The 16526-nt window shown below is 65.1% G+C and carries 15 protein-coding genes; 7 read left to right on the top strand and 8 right to left on the bottom strand.

Features of this window, described 5'->3' with window-relative positions; genetic code table 11:
• Both AC1D0I_RS28030 and AC1D0I_RS28025 read right to left on the bottom strand, forming a co-directional pair.
• The coding region (locus AC1D0I_RS28030) for a serine hydrolase domain-containing protein (protein ID WP_477399212.1) at positions 1 to 762 on the bottom strand (762 nt) is incomplete at its 3' end.
• A 105-nt stretch (positions 763 to 867) separates the two neighbouring features.
• Positions 868 to 2571 (bottom strand): BTAD domain-containing putative transcriptional regulator, encoded by a 1704-nt coding sequence (locus tag AC1D0I_RS28025; RefSeq protein ID WP_477399210.1) that lies wholly within the window; start codon positions 2569 to 2571, stop codon positions 868 to 870.
• 134 nt (positions 2572 to 2705) lie between these two features.
• On the opposite strand from AC1D0I_RS28025, the gene AC1D0I_RS28020 reads away from it, so the two are divergent.
• From AC1D0I_RS28020 to AC1D0I_RS28005, 4 genes are all read left to right on the top strand, one after another.
• Entirely contained in the window at positions 2706 to 3371 is a 666-nt protein-coding gene (locus tag AC1D0I_RS28020) for a peroxiredoxin (RefSeq protein WP_477399208.1), read from the top strand.
• Between the two features lie 115 nt (positions 3372 to 3486).
• A complete protein-coding gene (locus AC1D0I_RS28015) occupies positions 3487 to 4629 on the top strand; it encodes an NAD(P)/FAD-dependent oxidoreductase (protein ID WP_477399207.1) in 1143 nt (380 codons plus the stop codon).
• Between the two features lie 193 nt (positions 4630 to 4822).
• Positions 4823 to 6481 (top strand): acyl-CoA synthetase, encoded by a 1659-nt coding sequence (locus AC1D0I_RS28010; protein WP_477399206.1) that lies wholly within the window; start codon positions 4823 to 4825, stop codon positions 6479 to 6481.
• A gap of 72 nt (positions 6482 to 6553) precedes the next feature.
• Complete coding sequence (locus tag AC1D0I_RS28005; RefSeq protein WP_477399205.1) at positions 6554 to 7447, top strand: hypothetical protein; 894 nt, start codon at positions 6554 to 6556, stop codon at positions 7445 to 7447.
• A 68-nt stretch (positions 7448 to 7515) separates the two neighbouring features.
• Here AC1D0I_RS28005 and AC1D0I_RS28000 read toward each other — a convergent pair whose 3' ends face one another.
• The 3 genes from AC1D0I_RS28000 to AC1D0I_RS27990 are packed head-to-tail and all read right to left on the bottom strand — an operon-like array spanning position 7516 to position 9422.
• Positions 7516 to 7728, bottom strand: coding sequence for a tautomerase family protein (locus AC1D0I_RS28000; RefSeq protein ID WP_127263805.1), 213 nt, complete (start codon positions 7726 to 7728; stop codon positions 7516 to 7518).
• 31 nt (positions 7729 to 7759) lie between these two features.
• Positions 7760 to 8656, bottom strand: coding sequence for an SDR family oxidoreductase (locus tag AC1D0I_RS27995; RefSeq protein WP_477399216.1), 897 nt, complete (start codon positions 8654 to 8656; stop codon positions 7760 to 7762).
• 7 nt (positions 8657 to 8663) lie between these two features.
• Positions 8664 to 9422 (bottom strand): SDR family oxidoreductase, encoded by a 759-nt coding sequence (locus AC1D0I_RS27990; RefSeq protein WP_477399203.1) that lies wholly within the window; start codon positions 9420 to 9422, stop codon positions 8664 to 8666.
• A 103-nt stretch (positions 9423 to 9525) separates the two neighbouring features.
• Between AC1D0I_RS27990 and AC1D0I_RS27985 the strand changes: the two genes are divergently transcribed.
• Positions 9526 to 10419, top strand: coding sequence for a LysR family transcriptional regulator (locus tag AC1D0I_RS27985; protein WP_477399201.1), 894 nt, complete (start codon positions 9526 to 9528; stop codon positions 10417 to 10419).
• On the opposite strand, the gene AC1D0I_RS27980 is transcribed toward AC1D0I_RS27985, so the two are convergent.
• Positions 10416 to 10697 (bottom strand): hypothetical protein, encoded by a 282-nt coding sequence (locus tag AC1D0I_RS27980; RefSeq protein WP_477399199.1) that lies wholly within the window; start codon positions 10695 to 10697, stop codon positions 10416 to 10418. The two genes, AC1D0I_RS27985 and AC1D0I_RS27980, sit on opposite strands and share 4 nt — an antisense overlap.
• Between AC1D0I_RS27980 and AC1D0I_RS27975 the strand changes: the two genes are divergently transcribed.
• Positions 10696 to 13236 (top strand): bifunctional diguanylate cyclase/phosphodiesterase, encoded by a 2541-nt coding sequence (locus AC1D0I_RS27975; protein ID WP_477399198.1) that lies wholly within the window; start codon positions 10696 to 10698, stop codon positions 13234 to 13236. The two genes, AC1D0I_RS27980 and AC1D0I_RS27975, sit on opposite strands and share 2 nt — an antisense overlap.
• 13 nt (positions 13237 to 13249) lie before the next feature.
• Here the strand turns inward: AC1D0I_RS27975 and AC1D0I_RS27970 are convergent, their stop codons facing one another.
• Positions 13250 to 14872 carry an ABC-F family ATP-binding cassette domain-containing protein gene (locus AC1D0I_RS27970; protein ID WP_477399196.1) on the bottom strand — a complete coding sequence of 541 codons (1623 nt, stop codon included), beginning with the start codon at positions 14870 to 14872 and terminating at the stop codon, positions 13250 to 13252.
• A gap of 255 nt (positions 14873 to 15127) precedes the next feature.
• On the opposite strand from AC1D0I_RS27970, the gene AC1D0I_RS27965 reads away from it, so the two are divergent.
• Positions 15128 to 15427 (top strand): hypothetical protein, encoded by a 300-nt coding sequence (locus AC1D0I_RS27965; RefSeq protein ID WP_457150289.1) that lies wholly within the window; start codon positions 15128 to 15130, stop codon positions 15425 to 15427.
• Positions 15428 to 15743: 316 nt separating this feature from the next.
• Here AC1D0I_RS27965 and AC1D0I_RS27960 read toward each other — a convergent pair whose 3' ends face one another.
• Entirely contained in the window at positions 15744 to 16442 is a 699-nt protein-coding gene (locus AC1D0I_RS27960) for an SDR family NAD(P)-dependent oxidoreductase (protein ID WP_477399194.1), read from the bottom strand.
• Positions 16443 to 16526 lie beyond the last annotated feature (84 nt).

The following is a 16526-nucleotide window of genomic DNA, read 5'->3' as shown; positions in this document are numbered from 1 at the left end:
CTCTATCTTCGCGGCCCAGGCGCCATCGACCTTGACGTGAAGCGCCGCGCGGTTCGCGTGCTTGACGAAGTCCGAATGGCGCGAACTGGTCGAGGCCATGCCAAGCGGACGGTAGAGCTTCTCCTCGGCGACCGCCTCCCACGGCTTGCCTGTCGGCGTCGCGGCCGCCACGGCACCCTCCGTCAATCCTAAATTGCTGTAGGAATACCCGGCGCGAAAGCTCGACGATGGCGGGACGAACCGCAGGCGATGCAGGATCTCGGCGCGATCATAGCCAATGTCCTCGAGGTCGTCTCCGGCGGTCCCGGGCAGTCCGCTGCGGTGCGAAAACAGGTCGCGGACGGTGAGTTGGCTGGTTGGATAGGGATCGGCCAGCCGGAAGGCCGGATCGAGGTCGGCGATCTTCGAATCCCAGGACACGATCCCGTCGCTGACCAGCGCCGCCACGACGGTGGCGGAGACCGGCTTGGAAAGCGATGCGATCTGGAACACGGTGTCGGCGTCGACGACCTCGGGCTTGCCGGCCTCGCGATGGCCGAACCCCCTAAGGAAGATCACCTGGTCATCGTGCACGACGGCGATGGCGAGGCCGGGTACGGCACCCTCCGCGACGGCCGCTTCGGCGAGCGCTTCAAGCTTGGGCAGGGCAGCCGTGATCCGCTCCGGTGTGATGCCGTCGGCCGGCGCCGCCTGCGGCCAAAGCACCATGGCGGCGATGAGTGCCCAAATCCTCCAATGACGGAGATTCTGATCCAGCCGCATGAGCGAGCCTCCTCCCAGGCATTCCCGTTGCGATCATACAGGCCCGCGCGGGTGAGACCAGCCCACGCGCCATCCGTCATAGGACGAGGAACCGATTCCTTGCCGTCAACCCTCGGAACCCATGCGGGCAAGGCACCGGGCCTGGTCGCGCGGGCGGCCGAGCTCCTGATAGCGCGAGGCCGCCTCGTCGAAGGCGGCGAGCGCGCGGATCTCGTGGTTCTGCGCCCGCCGCTGGACACCGCGCGCTTCCCAAAGGGCGGCTGCCCACGGGCCGCCATGCCACATGCCGGCGATGCGCTCGGCGTCGTTCAGGCGGCGGTCGACCTGGTCCAGTTCGCCCGCCTCGGCAAGGGCGATCGCAGAGGCCGTGCGCAGCGCCATCGAACAGGGCTGGCAGGCGCCCTGGGTCAACAGCCGGTCGCCGGCGAGGATCTCCTGCGCCACCATCTTGGGTGTCGCCGCTGCCCGCACGGCGAGCGCCTGCATGCGCATGATCAGGTGCGGCGACAGCCATGAGCGTTCGGCGTCGGTGAGACCGCGTTGGATGAGCCGGCTGGCGCGCCATTTCTGGCCGCGCTCCAGCGCGATCTCGGCCAGCCGCTCTATGGCGAGCACGCGGCCGGCCACCGCGTCCGCCTCAAGCAGCAGCCGCTCGGCCTTGCTCAGGTGGCGCTCGGCCTCGTCGAGGTCGCCCGAAAACAGCGCCGCCTCGCCCAGAAGCAGGCAGGCAAGCCCGCGACCGGCATTCGATCCGGCCTCCTCGGCCACGGTGAGCAGTTCGCTGGCAAGGCCTGCGACTTCGGCATGGCCCGAGGCGCTGCAGAGACAGAATTCGGATAGGCAAAGATGGCCATCGAAGACATGCTGCACGAAGGCCGGTTTGGCGCGAACCCATTCGATGAATTCGGAGCGGAACAGTTGCGGCCACTGCGCCCGCATCATCGAGGCGAGGCCGAGCAGCGCGCTCGCCTCGCCGACTTCGCGCGGCAGGTCGGCGCCGAGCGCCAGGTCGCGGGTGTGCCTGGCGATCTCGCTTGCCTTGTCGAACTCGCCGCTTTGCAAATGCACCAGGCCCCAGGCGAGCGACGTGCGGATGCGCTCCGACGGGTTGACGGTCGCGGCGCCGGAGAGGGCCAGCGCCTTCTCGTAAAGGGCGATGGTCGCCGCACTCGGCCCAACGCCGAGTTCGGCGTGCAGGTTGTCGCGCAGCTGGTTGAACTGGCGGATGGCCTCGACACGGTTGCCGGCATCGAGTGCCGCCTGCATCAGCGCGCACTGGGCCTGCTCGTCGGCAGGGTCGAGCGCGATCAGGCGCTGCCATAGGCCGCCGGCGCGCAAAAGATCGCTGTAGCGCTGCTGCGATTGCGCGCGCGGTGTGTCGAGCCACTCGACGAAAAGATCGTCCGGCAAAAGCCGGCCACCATAAAGGTCGGCGGCGCGCTCATAGGCGCTCCGGTCACCACCTCGCAGCGCCGCCCTGGCGGCGGCCTCGAAGCTTTCGGCGTCGATCTCGAGCTCGGCATGCGGGGCAAGCGAGACGATGTCGTTGCTCACCTCGATCAGGTCATGGGCTCCCAGCGCGCGGCGCGCGAAATGAATGGCCTTGCGCAGATTGGCGCCGGCCGCCTCGGGATCGGCGTCGGGCCAGAAAATTTCCATGGCCTGCTCGCGGTGGATGCGGTGGGCAGACCTGAGCGCCAGCAGCTTGACCAGGGCCGAGGCGCGGTCGCGCCGCCAGTCGGCCGCCGGGATCGGGCGACCATCGACGCTGACGGCGAAGCGGCCGAGCAGATGGATCGAAACGCGCATACAGGCACCATCAGGAAAGCCAGCCCTGGGGTGCCAGAGCCGTCACCAACCAGGGAGCGTCGGGGAACGCTCGCGGAACATAGATTTCCTAATTTGCCCTCGCAATCGAATTCCAACCGGAAAGGAAAGCAACCATGTCACTCCGTATCGCAGACATCGCCCCCGACTTCACCGCCGAGACCACCGAAGGCACGATCAGCTTCCACGAATGGCTGGGCAAGGGCTGGGGCATCCTGTTCTCCCACCCCAAGGACTACACGCCGGTGTGCACGACCGAACTGGGCTACATGGCGCGCCTCAAGCCCGAGTTCGACAAGCGCGGCGTCAAGGTCATCGGCCTCTCGGTCGACCCGGTCGAGAAGCACGCCGGCTGGGCCAAGGACATCGCCGAGACGCAAGGCATGGCGCCGAACTTCCCGATGATCGGCGACCCGACGCTCGCCATCTCGCAGCTCTACGACATGTTGCCGGCGTCGGCCGGCAACAGCGCCGACGGACGCACCGCCGCCGACAACCAGACGGTGCGCAACGTCTATGTCATCGGCCCGGACAAGAAGATCAAGCTGGTGATATCCTACCCGATGACGACGGGCCGCAACTTCGACGAGGTGCTGCGCGTGGTGGACTCCCTGCAGCTGACGGCCAAGCACCGCCTGGCGACGCCGGTCAACTGGAAGCCAGGCGACGACGTCATCATCGCGGGATCGGTGTCGAACGACGAAGCGAAGCAACTCTACCCTCAGGGTTGGAAGGAGCCGAAGCCGTACATCCGCATCGTGTCGCAGCCAGTCCTGACCTGACATCGACCAACCTACCTGGACTTGGACGGCCAACATTTTGGCGGCGAGGACACGGGAAGTCCCGCCGCCACGACGGGAATGATCGATCAACCGGGAAACACTGGTGGGAACAAAGATGAACACTGCAAGCAAACCGCGTATCGTCGTGCTGGGAGCTGGTTTCGGCGGCCTGGAACTGACGACGCTGCTTTCCGAAGCGATGGGCGATAGCATCGAGGTGACGCTGATCGACCAGAGCGATTCCTTCGTGTTCGGCTTTTCCAAGCTGGACGTGATGTTCGGCCTGAAGACGCCGCAGGCCGTGCGCCTGCCATACAAAAGCTACGCCAAGCCCGGCGTCAGGATGCTGAAGCGCACGATAACCTCGATCGACCCCGAAAGGCGCCGGGTGACCACCAATGACGGCGTGTTCGACGCCGACCACCTCGTCGTCGCGCTGGGTGCCGAATATGATTTCGACGCCACGCCAGGGCTTTCGGGAACCAACGAGTTCTACACCGTGGCGGGAGCGGAGCGGCTGCGCGACGTGCTGCCGACCTTCAGAAAAGGCAAGGCGATGGTCGGCGTCTGCGGGGCGCCCTACAAGTGCCCGCCGGCACCCAGCGAATGTGTGCTGATGCTGCACGACTATCTGGTCAGGCAGGGCGTGCGAGAGGCCTGCGAGATCGCCCTGGTGCTGCCGCTTGGCAGCCCGGTACCACCCTCGCCCGACACCTCGCGAGCGCTGCTGGCGGCCTTTGCCGAACGCGACATCAAGTTTGTCCCCGGCAGGCGCGTCGCCTCCGTCGACAATGCCCGCAATGTGGCGGTGCTCGACGACGGCACGGAAATGCCGTTCGATCTCTTCCTCGGTGTTCCTAAGCATCGCGTGCCGCCAGTGGTGCTGGAAAGCGGCATGGCCGAGAACGGTTGGATCCCGGTCAATCCGCGTACGCTCGAAACGAGATACGAGAATGTCTATGCCGTCGGCGACGGCGCCAACACCGGCACGCCCAAGGCCGGCGTGTTCGCCGAGGGTGCGGCGCGCGCCGTTGCTACCGGGCTCATCGCAAAACTGCGCCAGAGCGGCAGCGGCTCCCTCTATGACGGCTTCGGCACCTGCTATATCGAGTTCGGCGGCGGCCGCATCGGCAAGGTCGAGGTCGATTTCTTCTCAGGCCCAGCACCAACGGGCACCTACTACGAGCCCTCGGTGGCGCTGCGCGCTGACAAGGAGACTTTTGGATCGAGCCGCCGCTCGCGCTGGTTCGGCCTCTAGGGCCAGAGGATGAAGAGCGCTCGGGGCCGGATACCCCTCGGCGCGATCCTGGCGCCCGAAGCGGGAAGGCGAGCCCCTGCCCCGTTTGCATCAAGCCTCGCGGCGATCACCTCATCGACCATGAGTGTGATCTTGGCTATCCTGTCGGCAATGACGATGGTCCACGAGGACGCCACCACGGAGGCACGCTGCGATGGTTGGAGCTTCGGCCGGCTTGCCGCGCTACGCGGATGCCGTTCAGCGCTTTCGTATCGAAGATGAAGTCGCGCGCCTTCATGGCGACCCCTTGACCGGCATCAATGCCTGCGTCGAATGCTGCGATCGCCACGCCGGGCAAAACCGGCTGGCGCTGCGCTCGATCTCCGCCAATGGCGAGCTGCGGGAATTCAGCTTCGATGATCTTCGCGATATGTCGGCGCGCGTCGGCAATATACTCAACGAAGCAGGCGTCGGCCCCGGTGATGTCGTCGCCGGCATGCTGCCGCGCATTCCCGAACTTGTCGCGCTTATCCTCGGCACCTGGCGCATCGGCGCGGTCTACCAGCCTCTGTTCACCGCCTTCGGCCCGAAGGCCATCGAGCACCGGCTGAAGACCAGCGGTGCAAAACTCGTCGTCACCAACACAGCCAATCGCGGCAAGCTGGACGAGGTGGAGGATTGCCCCAGCGTGGCGACCATACTTGCCCCTGGCGAGACCTTGCCGGCGGGCGACATCGATTTCCGCGCCGCGTTTGCCGCCGCATCGACGTCCTGCGAGCCGGTCATGCGCAAGGGCGACGACCTGTTCATGATGATGTCGACCTCGGGCACGACGGGCCTGCCCAAGGGCGTGCCGGTGCCGCTGCGCGCGCTGCTGGCCTTCGGCGCCTATATGCGCGATGCGATCGGTTTGCGGCCCGACGACGTCTTCTGGAACATCGCCGATCCCGGCTGGGCCTACGGTCTGTATTACGCGATCACCGGCCCCTTGCTGCTCGGCATCGCCACCACCTTCAACGAAGGCGCCTTCACCGCCAAAAGCACCTACGACATCATCGAGCGCCTCGGCGTCACCAGCCTCGCCGGATCGCCGACCGCCTTCCGCCTGCTGCTGGCCGAAGCCGCGGCTCCCGCCGCCCGCATCAAGGGCCGGCTGCGCGTGGTGAGCAGCGCGGGCGAGCCGCTCAACCCGGAAGTCATCCGCTGGTTCGACGCCCATCTCGGCGTGCCGATCCACGACCATTACGGCCAGACCGAAAACGGCATGTTGGTCAACAACCATCACGGCCTGTCGCACCCGGTGCGCCCCGGCTCGGCCGGCTTCGCCATGCCGGGCTACCGCATCGTCGTGCTGGACGATGCCGGCCAGGAGCTCGGCCCCAACCAGCCCGGCATCCTCGCCGTCGACATCGCCAACTCGCCGCTGCGCTGGTTCGACGGCTACCACCAGGCGGAAACACCGGCGATTTCGGGCGGCTATTACCGCAGCGGCGACACGGTCGAGTTCGAGCCGGACGGGTCGATCAGCTTCATCGGCCGCGCCGACGACGTCATAACCTCGGCCGGCTATCGCATCGGCCCGTTCGACGTCGAAAGCGCGCTCATCGAACACCCGGCGGTCAACGAGGCAGCGGTTGTCGGCGTGCCTGACCCGCAGCGCACCGAAATCGTCAAGGCCTTCGTCATCCTGGCATCTTCATTTCGCGGCAGCCCGGAACTGGCCGAGGAACTCGCTCAGCATGTCCGCAAGCGGCTCTCGGCCCACGCCTATCCGCGCGAAATCGACTTCGTCACCGAATTGCCGAAGACGCCGAGCGGCAAGATCCAGCGATTCTTGCTGAGGAAGGCGGAGGTGGAGAAGCGGAAGGTGTGAGGCGTGCCGCGCAATAGCCGCAAAGCTGCTCGATGGCTCCCAATCTGTCGATCGCCACAAGGGGGCTATGTCATGCGGTTGGTCTGGATGATCGTGTTCGCACTCGCGACCGGAGCAGCTTTCGCGGCCTCGCCGGAGGACGACTATATCGCCGCACGCGATAAGGCGATTTCCGCTATCGCAGCATTGGAGAGCGCGAACGAACCCGTGGAAACGCTCGATGCCGCCGGGACGAAAGCGCTGGCCGATCTCGAAAAGCGGCTTTCCGCTCTTCTCGGCCCCTTGGCGGTTTCAGGTTTTCCGGCAACCGGCACGATCAATCTCGAAAGCCTGAGCGATGCCGATATCGGGTTCGGCATGCTGGACGGGTTGCGGTACAGCAAAGGCGACGACGGCCCGAGCCTGGTGGCAACGACGCGGGGTCTTCTCGCGCGCTGGCTCCAGTCCAAAGCCGCCGAGATGGACGCGAGCTTCAGACTGCCCACCGGCATCGATGCGGCACTGAAGCTCGATGCCTTCTACACCCAGGCGATCAACAGCGACGCCGCGTTCACGGGGACGCTCGACTTTCCCCTGAAGAAGCCTGGAGGCGCCGACATCGCCTTTGCGCGGCTCGGCGGTTGGGCGCAGGACATAGGACCGAACCCCGACCAGCAGGTCATCGTCACGCTCGTCAAGGGCAACAGCGTCATGATCGCCTCGGCCCCTGCGGCACCGCCTGTCCCGAAGATCGCCGCCTGCGACGCCTTGTGGGCCTCGGCCGATGCCGCCGCCCAGAAGTTCCAGGAGGCCTACCAAGCCTCGGACCTCAAGGACCAAAAGTCGTATGACGCCGCCAATGCCGCCTGGGAGAAAGGTGACGCCGACTATCGCGCCTGTGTGGGCCAGCACCTGCCGGGCGAGCCGGTCTTCCCGGCGCTTCTCGCCCAGGCCCAGGAGCTTGCCGATCACATGGCCGGCAAGTAGGCCCTCCCGGCGTGTCGGCGCCGCGCCTGCCTCAGCCCCGCCGGCCAAGGTAAGGCGCGGTTCGGGCGCTACTCCTTCGCGCGATAGGCCTCCGGCACGACGAAGACTTCGTCGGCACGGCCATAGCCGCCGTCGGCGACCTCCTCCACCAGCACCATCGTGTAGGGCCGGACGCCTTCGCCGAAAAAGTCGACGAACATTGCCGTGGTTCGATGGATGAGGTCTTCCTTCTGCGCCTTGGAGAGAGCCGCTTGCGGCATCTTGATGTTGGCGAATGGCATGATCGTTTTCCTTGGTCTTTGAGGGTTGGGTTCAAGCAGCCGGATGGAGCAGGTCGGCAAGGCCGATCCGTTCCATGAGTTGCGCGCGGACGCGATCGGCGACGCCATTGACGACCGCCGCACCATCGTCAGCGGGGTCGACGTGCACGCGCAGCGGACGCCTTCCGTGCGGCATCGCCACGAGGTCGACGATGGCCGCCGCGATATCAGCCGGGTCGGCATCCGCCGGCTCAATTGCGGCCAGCCCCTTCAGCACCTGCTGATCGACGCCGGCGTAAGGGCCGGACCAGTAGAGCGCCGCGCGCTCCGCATCCGCCGGCGCTGCCGCATGATGAAAATGCTCGGTGCCCTTGGTGAAGGCGCCCGGCACGACGATTGTCGTCTCGATGCCGAAGCGGGCAAGTTCCAGCGCATAGCTCTGCGCCAGTGCATCCATGCCGGCCTTGGCCGCGAAGTAGGCCGCGAGGAAGGGCGGCGTGCCGCCCCGCGTGCTGCTCGAGCCGACCCAGATCATCTGGCCCTTGCCAAGGGAGCGCATATGCGGCAAGGCCGCGCGGTTGACGCGCTGTGTGCCGACGACATTGACGTCATAGAGCTGCGCCAGCTGCTCGGGCGCGAAAGCCTCGGTCGGTCCAAACCCCATGTGTCCGGCGTTGTGGATCAGCACGTCGAGCCGGCCGGCCTCGCTAACGATCAGCCGGACTGCCGCCTCTGCCGAGGCGTCCGAGGTCACGTCGAGCGCAATGGGCTTGAGCGCCACGCCCTCATCACGAGCAAACTTTTCCATTTCGGCGGCCGCAGCACCCCCGCGCGCCGCCGGGTCGCGCATCGATGCATAGACCGTGTGACCTGCCCTTGCGAGCGCCCACGCCGTCATCGCGCCGAAGCCGCTGGAAGCACCTGTGATCAAGATTGTCTGTTGCATGATCGTCTCCTCAGACCACGCCGCCATTGGCGCGGATGATTTGCCCGTTGACCCAACCGCTATCCGACCCGGCCAGGAAAGACACCAGCCCGGCGATGTCTTCGGGCTGGCCGAGCCGGCCGAGCGGGATCATCTTGCCGATGGCCTCGATTTGCGCCTGGCTCTTGCCGTCCGTGAACAGGGCAGTCTCGATCGGTCCGGGCGCCACCGCGTTGACGGTGACGCGGCGCGCGCCAAGCTCCTTGGCCAGGATGTGGGTCATCGCCTCGACGCCTGCCTTGGTGGCGGCGTAGACGCCGTAACCCGGCTGGTAGAGGCCGACGACGCTGCTCGAGAAGTTGATGATACGACCGCCGTCGCGAAGTCGGCGCGCGCCTTCCCGCATGCCGCGGAATACACCGCCGAGATTGATCGCGACCTGCATGTCGAACGAGGCGTCATCGGTCTCGGCGATCGGTGACGTCTTCATGATGCCGGCATTGTTGACGAGGATGTCGATGCCGCCGAACGCCTTCTCGCCGGCATCGAACAGCCTCGTGAGGCCCGCCGGATCGGCGATATCGGCCTGCACGGCGATCGCCTTGCCGCCGTCGGCCTCGATCGCCCGGACAAGCTCTTCGGCCTCCGCGCGTCCCCGCGCATAGTTGACGACGACGGCGACACCGTCGCCGGCGAGCCGCCGCGCGATGGCGGCACCGATGCCCTTGGAGGCGCCGGTCACAATCGCCGTTCTGGTTTGAGCGCCTGTATCTGTCTGCTGATTTGTCATGGAAGTGTCTCCGCGTTGTTGGTGACACGGATATAGGCCAAGCCATCTTCCGGATAATTAGCCGCCTATTGACATGACTATTCGGAGAATGCGAACAAAGACCATGGATCGTCTGGACACCATGCGGCTCTTCGTTCGCGTCCTGGAGCGGCGCAGCTTCACCGCCGCCGCGGCAGATCTCGGCCTGCCGCGCTCGACCGCGACGGAAGCGATCCGGCGGCTCGAAGAGCATCTCGGCGCGCGCCTGCTGGAGCGAACGACGCGGCAGGTGAATGCCACGCAGGACGGCGAGGCCTATTATCGGCGGTGCCTGTCCATCCTTGCCGAGATCGAGGATGCCGAGGCCGCCTTCCGCAATGCCGAGCCCTACGGGCTGCTGCGGATCGACGCCAGCACGCTGCTCACCCGCACATTCCTGTTGCCGCGCCTGCCCGAGTTTCTCGCGCGCTATTCCCGCATCGACCTGCAGATCGGCCAGAGCGACCGGCTGGTCGATCTCGTGCGCGAGGGCGTCGACTGCGTGATACGTGTCGGCGAGCCCCCCGACAGCGGCATGATCATGCGGCGCCTGGCGATGATCCGCGAGATCACCTGCGCCAGTCCCGCCTATCTCGAACGCCACGGCATGCCGATCTCCCCCGATGCGTTGGACGGTCACCAGGCAGTCGGCTTCGTCTCGTCGCGCACCGGCGAGACCCTTCCCTTCGAATTCACCGTCGCCGGCAAGACCCGCGAGATCCGGTTGCCGGGCCGCGTCGCCGCCAACAATTCCGACACCGCCGCCGATCTGGCACGGCTTGGACTTGGCCTCATCCAGGCACCGCGCTATCGCTTCGAGAAGGACCTTGCCGATGGGACGCTCGTCGAGGTGCTGGCCRACTACCCGCCCTCGCCGACACCGCTGTCAGCGCTTTACCCGCAAAACAGGCAGCTCTCGCCGCGGCTTCGCGTCTTCCTCGACTGGGCATCGCGCATTTTCTCTGGGGCGAACCTTTAGCGGTCGGCATTGACCGTGAAGAAGTCCAAACGGCGCCGGTTCGTCACGCACTGGTTCAGCCTGCGGGCTGAAATGCCGGCATTGGCACGATGCTGAAACTTCAGGCTGGCCTGGAAGGTTAAATTTAAGCGTTTGCTACTAGGATCGACCGACGAGCTATTGTCCAGCAAAGGTACCCGGGTCGAATTGGCCACAACGCGATACAGTCTCGGCCGCTTGAGACAGGCCGTATTTTCTTCCGCCAACTTGCCGGCGGCAATAGCCTTTGTTGTGCTCATGGTCTGCGCCGTCGTTGCCGACCAGCAGAACAGGGAGGTCTCCGACCAACTGGCGCGCGCCGATGTGCTGGCCAAGGTCAACGTCATCCGCGCCAAGCTCGAAGGCAACATAAACGGCAATCTCCAGCTTGTTCAGGGGCTCGTCTCGGCCATCGTTACAGAGCCCTACATGGGCCAGCAGAGATTTGCGTCGCTCGCAGGCAATCTGTTCGAGCAGAAATCGCAATTGCACAACATCGCCGGCGCGCCCGACCTGGTCATCTCACTGATGTACCCGATGAAAGGCAACGAGAAGGCAATCGGGCTCGACTACCGCAAGAACGAGGAGCAACGCCTGGCAGCGCTCAGGGCGCGCGACCAGCGCGTGCTGGTATTTGCCGGACCGGTCAAGCTGGCGCAAGGCGGGCGCGGCTTCATCGGCCGCATCCCGGTCTTCGTGCCGACGGCGGGAGGCGGCGACCGCTTCTGGGGCATCGTCTCGGCAGTTGTCGATGTTGACCGGCTCTACGCGGCGAGCGGATTGGCCGATCCCGATCTCGACATCGATGTCGCGCTCACCGGCAAGGATGCGTTGGGCGGCGGGGGCGAACGTTTCTTCGGCAACGGCACTGTCGTCGCCGGCAATCCCGTAGCGGCCGATGTGCAGCTGCCTTCGGGTTCCTGGCAGATTTCGGCCATCCCCAAGGACGGCTGGCCAGCGGCACCGAAAAATCAGTGGACCTTGCGGGCGCTCATGGCACTTGCCGGCTCGCTGGTGGTACTGCCGATCCTGGTGGCCGGGCGGCTGTTTGGCGAAAGGCAAAGGAATGACGCCGAGTTGAGGCGCCTGTCCGGTCGCCTGGAGCTGGCGCTGGACGCCTCGGGCATCGGCGTTTGGGAGCACGACCTCGCCACCAACGAACTGCTGTGGGACGACCGCGTCAACGAAATCTATGGCAAGCCGGCCGACGGCAAGCCACGCGGCTACAACGACTGGGCGCTGGCGATCCACCCAGAGGACATCGAGCGGGCAAAGCAGGACTTCGATTCGGCCGCGACGACAAAAGGCCCCTACTTCTCGCAATACCGGCTCCTGCGCCCCGACGGCGCCGTCCGTCATGTGCGCACGCGCGCCAGCTTCTTCCAGGACATTGGCGGCACGCCCAAGCTGATCGGCGCCGAATGGGACGTGACCAGCGATGTGCAGCTCAACGAGAACCTCATTCGCGAGCGCCAGCTGTCGGAATCGAAGAACGCCGAACTGAAGCTCGCCAAGGCGCATATCGAGCATGTGGCGTTGCACGATTCACTGACCGGCCTGCCCAACCGCCGCTATCTCGACGAGATGCTGGCCGAAACCGGCCAACACGACCGCATGGCGCTGCTGCATCTCGACCTCGACCGCTTTAAGCAGATCAATGACACGCTCGGGCACGCAGCGGGCGACGCGATGCTGATGCATGCCTCGAAGGTCATCAAGGCCAATGCCGGCTCTGGCGATTTCGTTGCGCGCATCGGCGGCGACGAATTCGTCGTGGTGAGCCATGGACGTGACGACGACGAGCTCTCGGCACTCGCCGACCGCATCATCGAGGAGATGCGCCAGCCTGTCTATTACCGGGGCCATCAGTGCCGGTTCGGGGTCAGCATCGGCATTGCCGCCAACAGCGGCGTCGACGCAAAGCAGTTGCTCGTCAACGCCGATCTCGCGCTTTACCGGGCGAAAGGCCGTGGCCGCAACCGCTACGAGTTCTTCAACGAGGAACTGCAGAGCGAGATCGTGCGGACCAAGCAGGTCGCCGACGAGATCCTGGGCGGGCTGGAGCGGGATGAATTTGTCGCCTACTACCAGCCGCAATTCGACGCCAGGACGCTCGAGATCGTCGGCGTCGAAGCGTTGTCGCGCTGGAAGCATCCGCGACGCGGCATCCTGGCCCCCGACGCCTATCTCAAGGTGGCCGAAGAGCTCAATGTCGTGGCGCTGATCGACCGCATCGTCCTCAAGGATGCGCTGGAGAATTTCGAGCGCTGGTCGCGCAGCCATCTCAACATCCCGCGCGTCTCGGTCAACGTCTCGGCCAGGCGCCTGGAGGACAAGGACTTGATCAAGGGTTTGCGCGAGCTCGCCATCAAGGAAGGAACGGTGTCGTTCGAGCTGGTGGAGTCCATCTTCCTCGACGAGAACGACGATCTCGTCACCTGGAACATCGAGCACATCAAGGAGCTCGGCATCGACATCGAGATCGACGATTTTGGCACCGGCTATGCCTCGATCGTTTCCCTGCTCAAATTGCAGCCGCGTCGCCTCAAGATCGACCGCCAACTGATCACGCCCATCACCGGCTCAACCGCGCAGCGACAGCTGGTGTCGTCGATCATCGAGATCGGCAAATCGCTCGGCATCGAAGTGGTTGCCGAGGGCGTCGAGACGATGGAGCACGCGCGCATCCTGAAGGAGCTTGGCTGCGATATCCTGCAAGGCTATTTTCTTGGCCGCCCGATGGAGGCGAAGGCCTTCAAGACCTTCGCCCAGTCGCGCAAATGGCTGGCCGCGGGGTAGTGGCTCGGCGCCCTCAGCTCCTTAGCCCCGGCGCTTCGTGCCCCGTCCGCTCGACATATTCGGTATAGCCACCGCCATAAGTGTGGATGCCTTCTGGCGTCAGTTCCAGCACGCGGTTGGAAAGCGCCGCCAGGAAATGCCGGTCGTGCGACACGAACAGCATGGTGCCTTCGTACTGCGAGAGTGCCGTGATCAGCATCTCCTTGGTGGCGATGTCGAGATGGTTGGTCGGCTCGTCGAGCACCAGCAGGTTGGGTGGGTCGAACAGCATCAGCGCCATCACCAGCCGCGCCTTCTCGCCGCCTGACAGCACCCGGCATTTCTTCTCGATTTCGTCGCCGGAAAAGCCGAAGCAGCCGGCGAGTGCCCTGAGCGGCGCCTGGCCGGCCTGTGGGAACGCGTCCTCCAGTGTCTGGAACACGGTGCGCTCGCCTTCCAGCAATTCCATGGCGTGCTGGGCGAAATAGCCCATCTTGACGCTTGGGCCGCGCGCCACGGTGCCGGCGTCGGGCTCGGACGCACCGGCGACCAGCTTCAACAGCGTCGACTTGCCGGCGCCGTTGACGCCCATGATGCACCAGCGCTCGCGGCGGCGGACCTGGAAATCGAGCCCTTCATAGATGCTGCGGCTGCCATAACCCTTGTGGACGCTCTTCAGCGTCACGACATCCTCGCCACAGCGCGGCGCCGGCTGGAAGTCGAACGACACCGTCTGGCGACGTTTGGGCGGCTCGACGCGGTCGATCTTGTCGAGCTTCTTCACCCGGCTCTGCACCTGGGCGGCGTGCGAGGCGCGCGCCTTGAAGCGCTCGATGAAGGCAATCTCCTTAGCCAGCATCGCCTGCTGGCGCTCGAACTGCGCCTGCTGCTGTTTGTCGGCGATCGCCCGCTGCTGCTGGTAGAATTCGTAATTGCCGGAATAGGCCGTCAATGAACCGGCGTCGATCTCGACCACCTTGTTGACGATGCGGTTCATGAACTCGCGGTCGTGCGAGGTCATCAGCAATGCGCCATCATAGTTCTTCAGGAAGGATTCCAGCCAGATCAGGCTTTCGAGGTCGAGATGGTTGCTCGGCTCGTCGAGCAGCATGGCGTCGGGCCGCATCAGAAGGATGCGGGCCAGCGCCACGCGCATCTTCCAGCCGCCGGAGAGTTTGCCGACATCGCCGTCCATCATCTCCTGGCTGAAACCCAGGCCATCGAGCACCTCGCGCGCGCGGCCGTCCAACGCATAGCCATCGAGCTCCTCGAAACGGTGCTGCGCCTCGCCATACTTTTCGATGATATCGTCCATCTGGTCGGCCTGGTCGGGGTCGGCCATGGCGGCCTCGAGTGCGGCCATCTCGGCCGCCACTTCGCTCACCGGCCCGGCGCCGTTCATCACTTCGGCCACCGCGCTATGGCCTTCCATGTCGCCGACATCCTGGCTGAAATAACCGATGGTGACGCCGCGATCGACCTGCACCTGGCCTTCGTCGGGCTGTTCCTGCCCGGTAATCATGCGAAACAGCGTCGTCTTGCCGGCGCCGTTGGGGCCGACGAGGCCGACCTTCTCGCCCTTCTGCAGCGCCGCCGACGCTTCGATGAAGACAAGCTGACGGCCATTCTGCTTGCTGATGCTTTCCAGTCTGATCATGCGATTTCCGGGGGCTTGGAACTTGGAAGGATTTTCCCCGGGGCCATACGCGATGGCGGGCGCCAGAGGAAGAGGCGCAAGCGCCGCAGCGGGGGCACTTCCCTCCTTCTTGTGGGAGAAACCAAGACCGTCCCCGGACACAATCCAGAAACAAGATTCAACAGTTCGGAAAAACTGGCGAAAAGATCGGCTGGCATAAGCATCCCCGCTGCAGCCGGAATGGTCGCGGCACAACGCCAACGGATGTTACCGGCAATGCAACGAGGTTCTAACGGATGGACGGGTGCCCTGCTCGGCATGTCGCTTGCCGTCACCGCGATCGGACCGTCGGAAGCAAAAGCCGCCATCACCCGCAGCGAGCACTGCGACCGGCTCAGTCATCAACTCGACGAAGTCATCCAGACGAAAGCCGAGACAGCCGAGGTCGCCGAGGCAACGACACTGCAGAAGACAGCCATCCGCTTCTGTGCCGAGCGCAAGCAGGCGCAAGGCATCAGGACGCTGGCCAACGCTCTGGAGCTGCTTGGGGTGACGCCGGACGATGAGGCTGAGTGAGATCAGATCTATGAAACCAGTTTTTGAAGCCCAGGCTTTCAACACCTCAAGAAGCACCCCCCACAAGAAGGACGGCAGCAAGCTCGCCAAGGCTTATTGATCGCCCTTCTCTCTCTGACTTCCTCCCAGGGAAAGGCCGCCACTCGCAAAAGCGAGGACGGCTTTTTTCTTGCGCGGTTTTTCGAAAGCTGGCATTCCGCCCAGAACTGCGTGAAATCAAGACCTTACAGCGGTTCAACGATTCAACAAGTGAGCCGTCCGAAACCAGACACCGGCTGAATCTGTCCTCCGCCGATCATGCCCGCGTCCGGAAGCCTCACCACGGCAGCCTTTTGCCGTCGCGAAAGAAACCGCCGGTCGGACCGTCGTCCGGCAAGGTCGCCGCCCAGACGATGCCCGCTGCTCCTTGCGCCACGGGCCGCCCGCCCGGCCCGCCCATGTCGGTGGCGACCCAGCCGGGGCAGACGGCGTTGACCAGCACGCCGGCGCCGCGCAGTTCGGCCGCCAGCACGCAGGTCAGCGCGTTGAGCGTCGCCTTCGATGTCGAATAGGCCGGCGCCCCCGCCCCCATCGAGGCCAGCGAACCGCCCTCGGAAGAAACGTTGACCAGCCTGCCATGGCCACCGGCCTTGAGCAGCGGCGCGAAGGCGGACGCGGCCCGCCAGGCGCCAAAGACATTGGTCTCGAACGCCTCGCGGATCACCTTCCAGTCCGGCAGCAACGCCCGCGAACCGGTGTCGTAGTGGATCGCGGCGTTGTTGATCAGCACGTCGAGACGGCCGAACCGGCGCTCGACATCCGCCGCCGCCAGTGCCGCCGCGTCGGGCGCCGCGACGTCGAACGCGATGGTCTCGACATGGCCATCGAGCCCTCGTGCCGCCGCTTCGCCTTTGGCGAGGTCCCGCACGCCGAGCAGAACGGTGAAGCCGAGCTTCGCCAACTGGCGCCCGGTCTCGAGCCCGATGCCGCGATTGGCGCCGGTAACAAGCGCTACCTTGCTGGATTGCGTGTGCATCTGCTGCTCCCGGCATGTCGATTGCTTCGCGAGAAAGATGGCACGCGCGGAAGTGATTTATTAGGGGGCGGGGATCGCAGTCTT

This window comes from Mesorhizobium sp. P2_D1 (assembly GCF_056404455.1).
This window is presented reverse-complemented; position numbering and strand designations above follow the sequence as displayed.

Coding starts and splice junctions, on each gene's coding strand:
- AC1D0I_RS27960 (WP_477399194.1), bottom strand. CDS start 16,442: ATGCACACGCAATCCAGCAAGGTAGCGCTTGTTACCGGCGCCAATCGC.
- AC1D0I_RS27970 (WP_477399196.1), bottom strand. CDS start 14,872: ATGATCAGACTGGAAAGCATCAGCAAGCAGAATGGCCGTCAGCTTGTC.
- AC1D0I_RS27980 (WP_477399199.1), bottom strand. CDS start 10,697: ATGAGCACAACAAAGGCTATTGCCGCCGGCAAGTTGGCGGAAGAAAAT.
- AC1D0I_RS28015 (WP_477399207.1), top strand. CDS start 3,487: ATGAACACTGCAAGCAAACCGCGTATCGTCGTGCTGGGAGCTGGTTTC.
- AC1D0I_RS28010 (WP_477399206.1), top strand. CDS start 4,823: ATGGTTGGAGCTTCGGCCGGCTTGCCGCGCTACGCGGATGCCGTTCAG.
- AC1D0I_RS27975 (WP_477399198.1), top strand. CDS start 10,696: ATGGTCTGCGCCGTCGTTGCCGACCAGCAGAACAGGGAGGTCTCCGAC.
- AC1D0I_RS27965 (WP_457150289.1), top strand. CDS start 15,128: ATGCAACGAGGTTCTAACGGATGGACGGGTGCCCTGCTCGGCATGTCG.
- AC1D0I_RS27990 (WP_477399203.1), bottom strand. CDS start 9,422: ATGACAAATCAGCAGACAGATACAGGCGCTCAAACCAGAACGGCGATT.
- AC1D0I_RS28025 (WP_477399210.1), bottom strand. CDS start 2,571: ATGCGCGTTTCGATCCATCTGCTCGGCCGCTTCGCCGTCAGCGTCGAT.
- AC1D0I_RS28020 (WP_477399208.1), top strand. CDS start 2,706: ATGTCACTCCGTATCGCAGACATCGCCCCCGACTTCACCGCCGAGACC.
- AC1D0I_RS28005 (WP_477399205.1), top strand. CDS start 6,554: ATGCGGTTGGTCTGGATGATCGTGTTCGCACTCGCGACCGGAGCAGCT.
- AC1D0I_RS28000 (WP_127263805.1), bottom strand. CDS start 7,728: ATGCCATTCGCCAACATCAAGATGCCGCAAGCGGCTCTCTCCAAGGCG.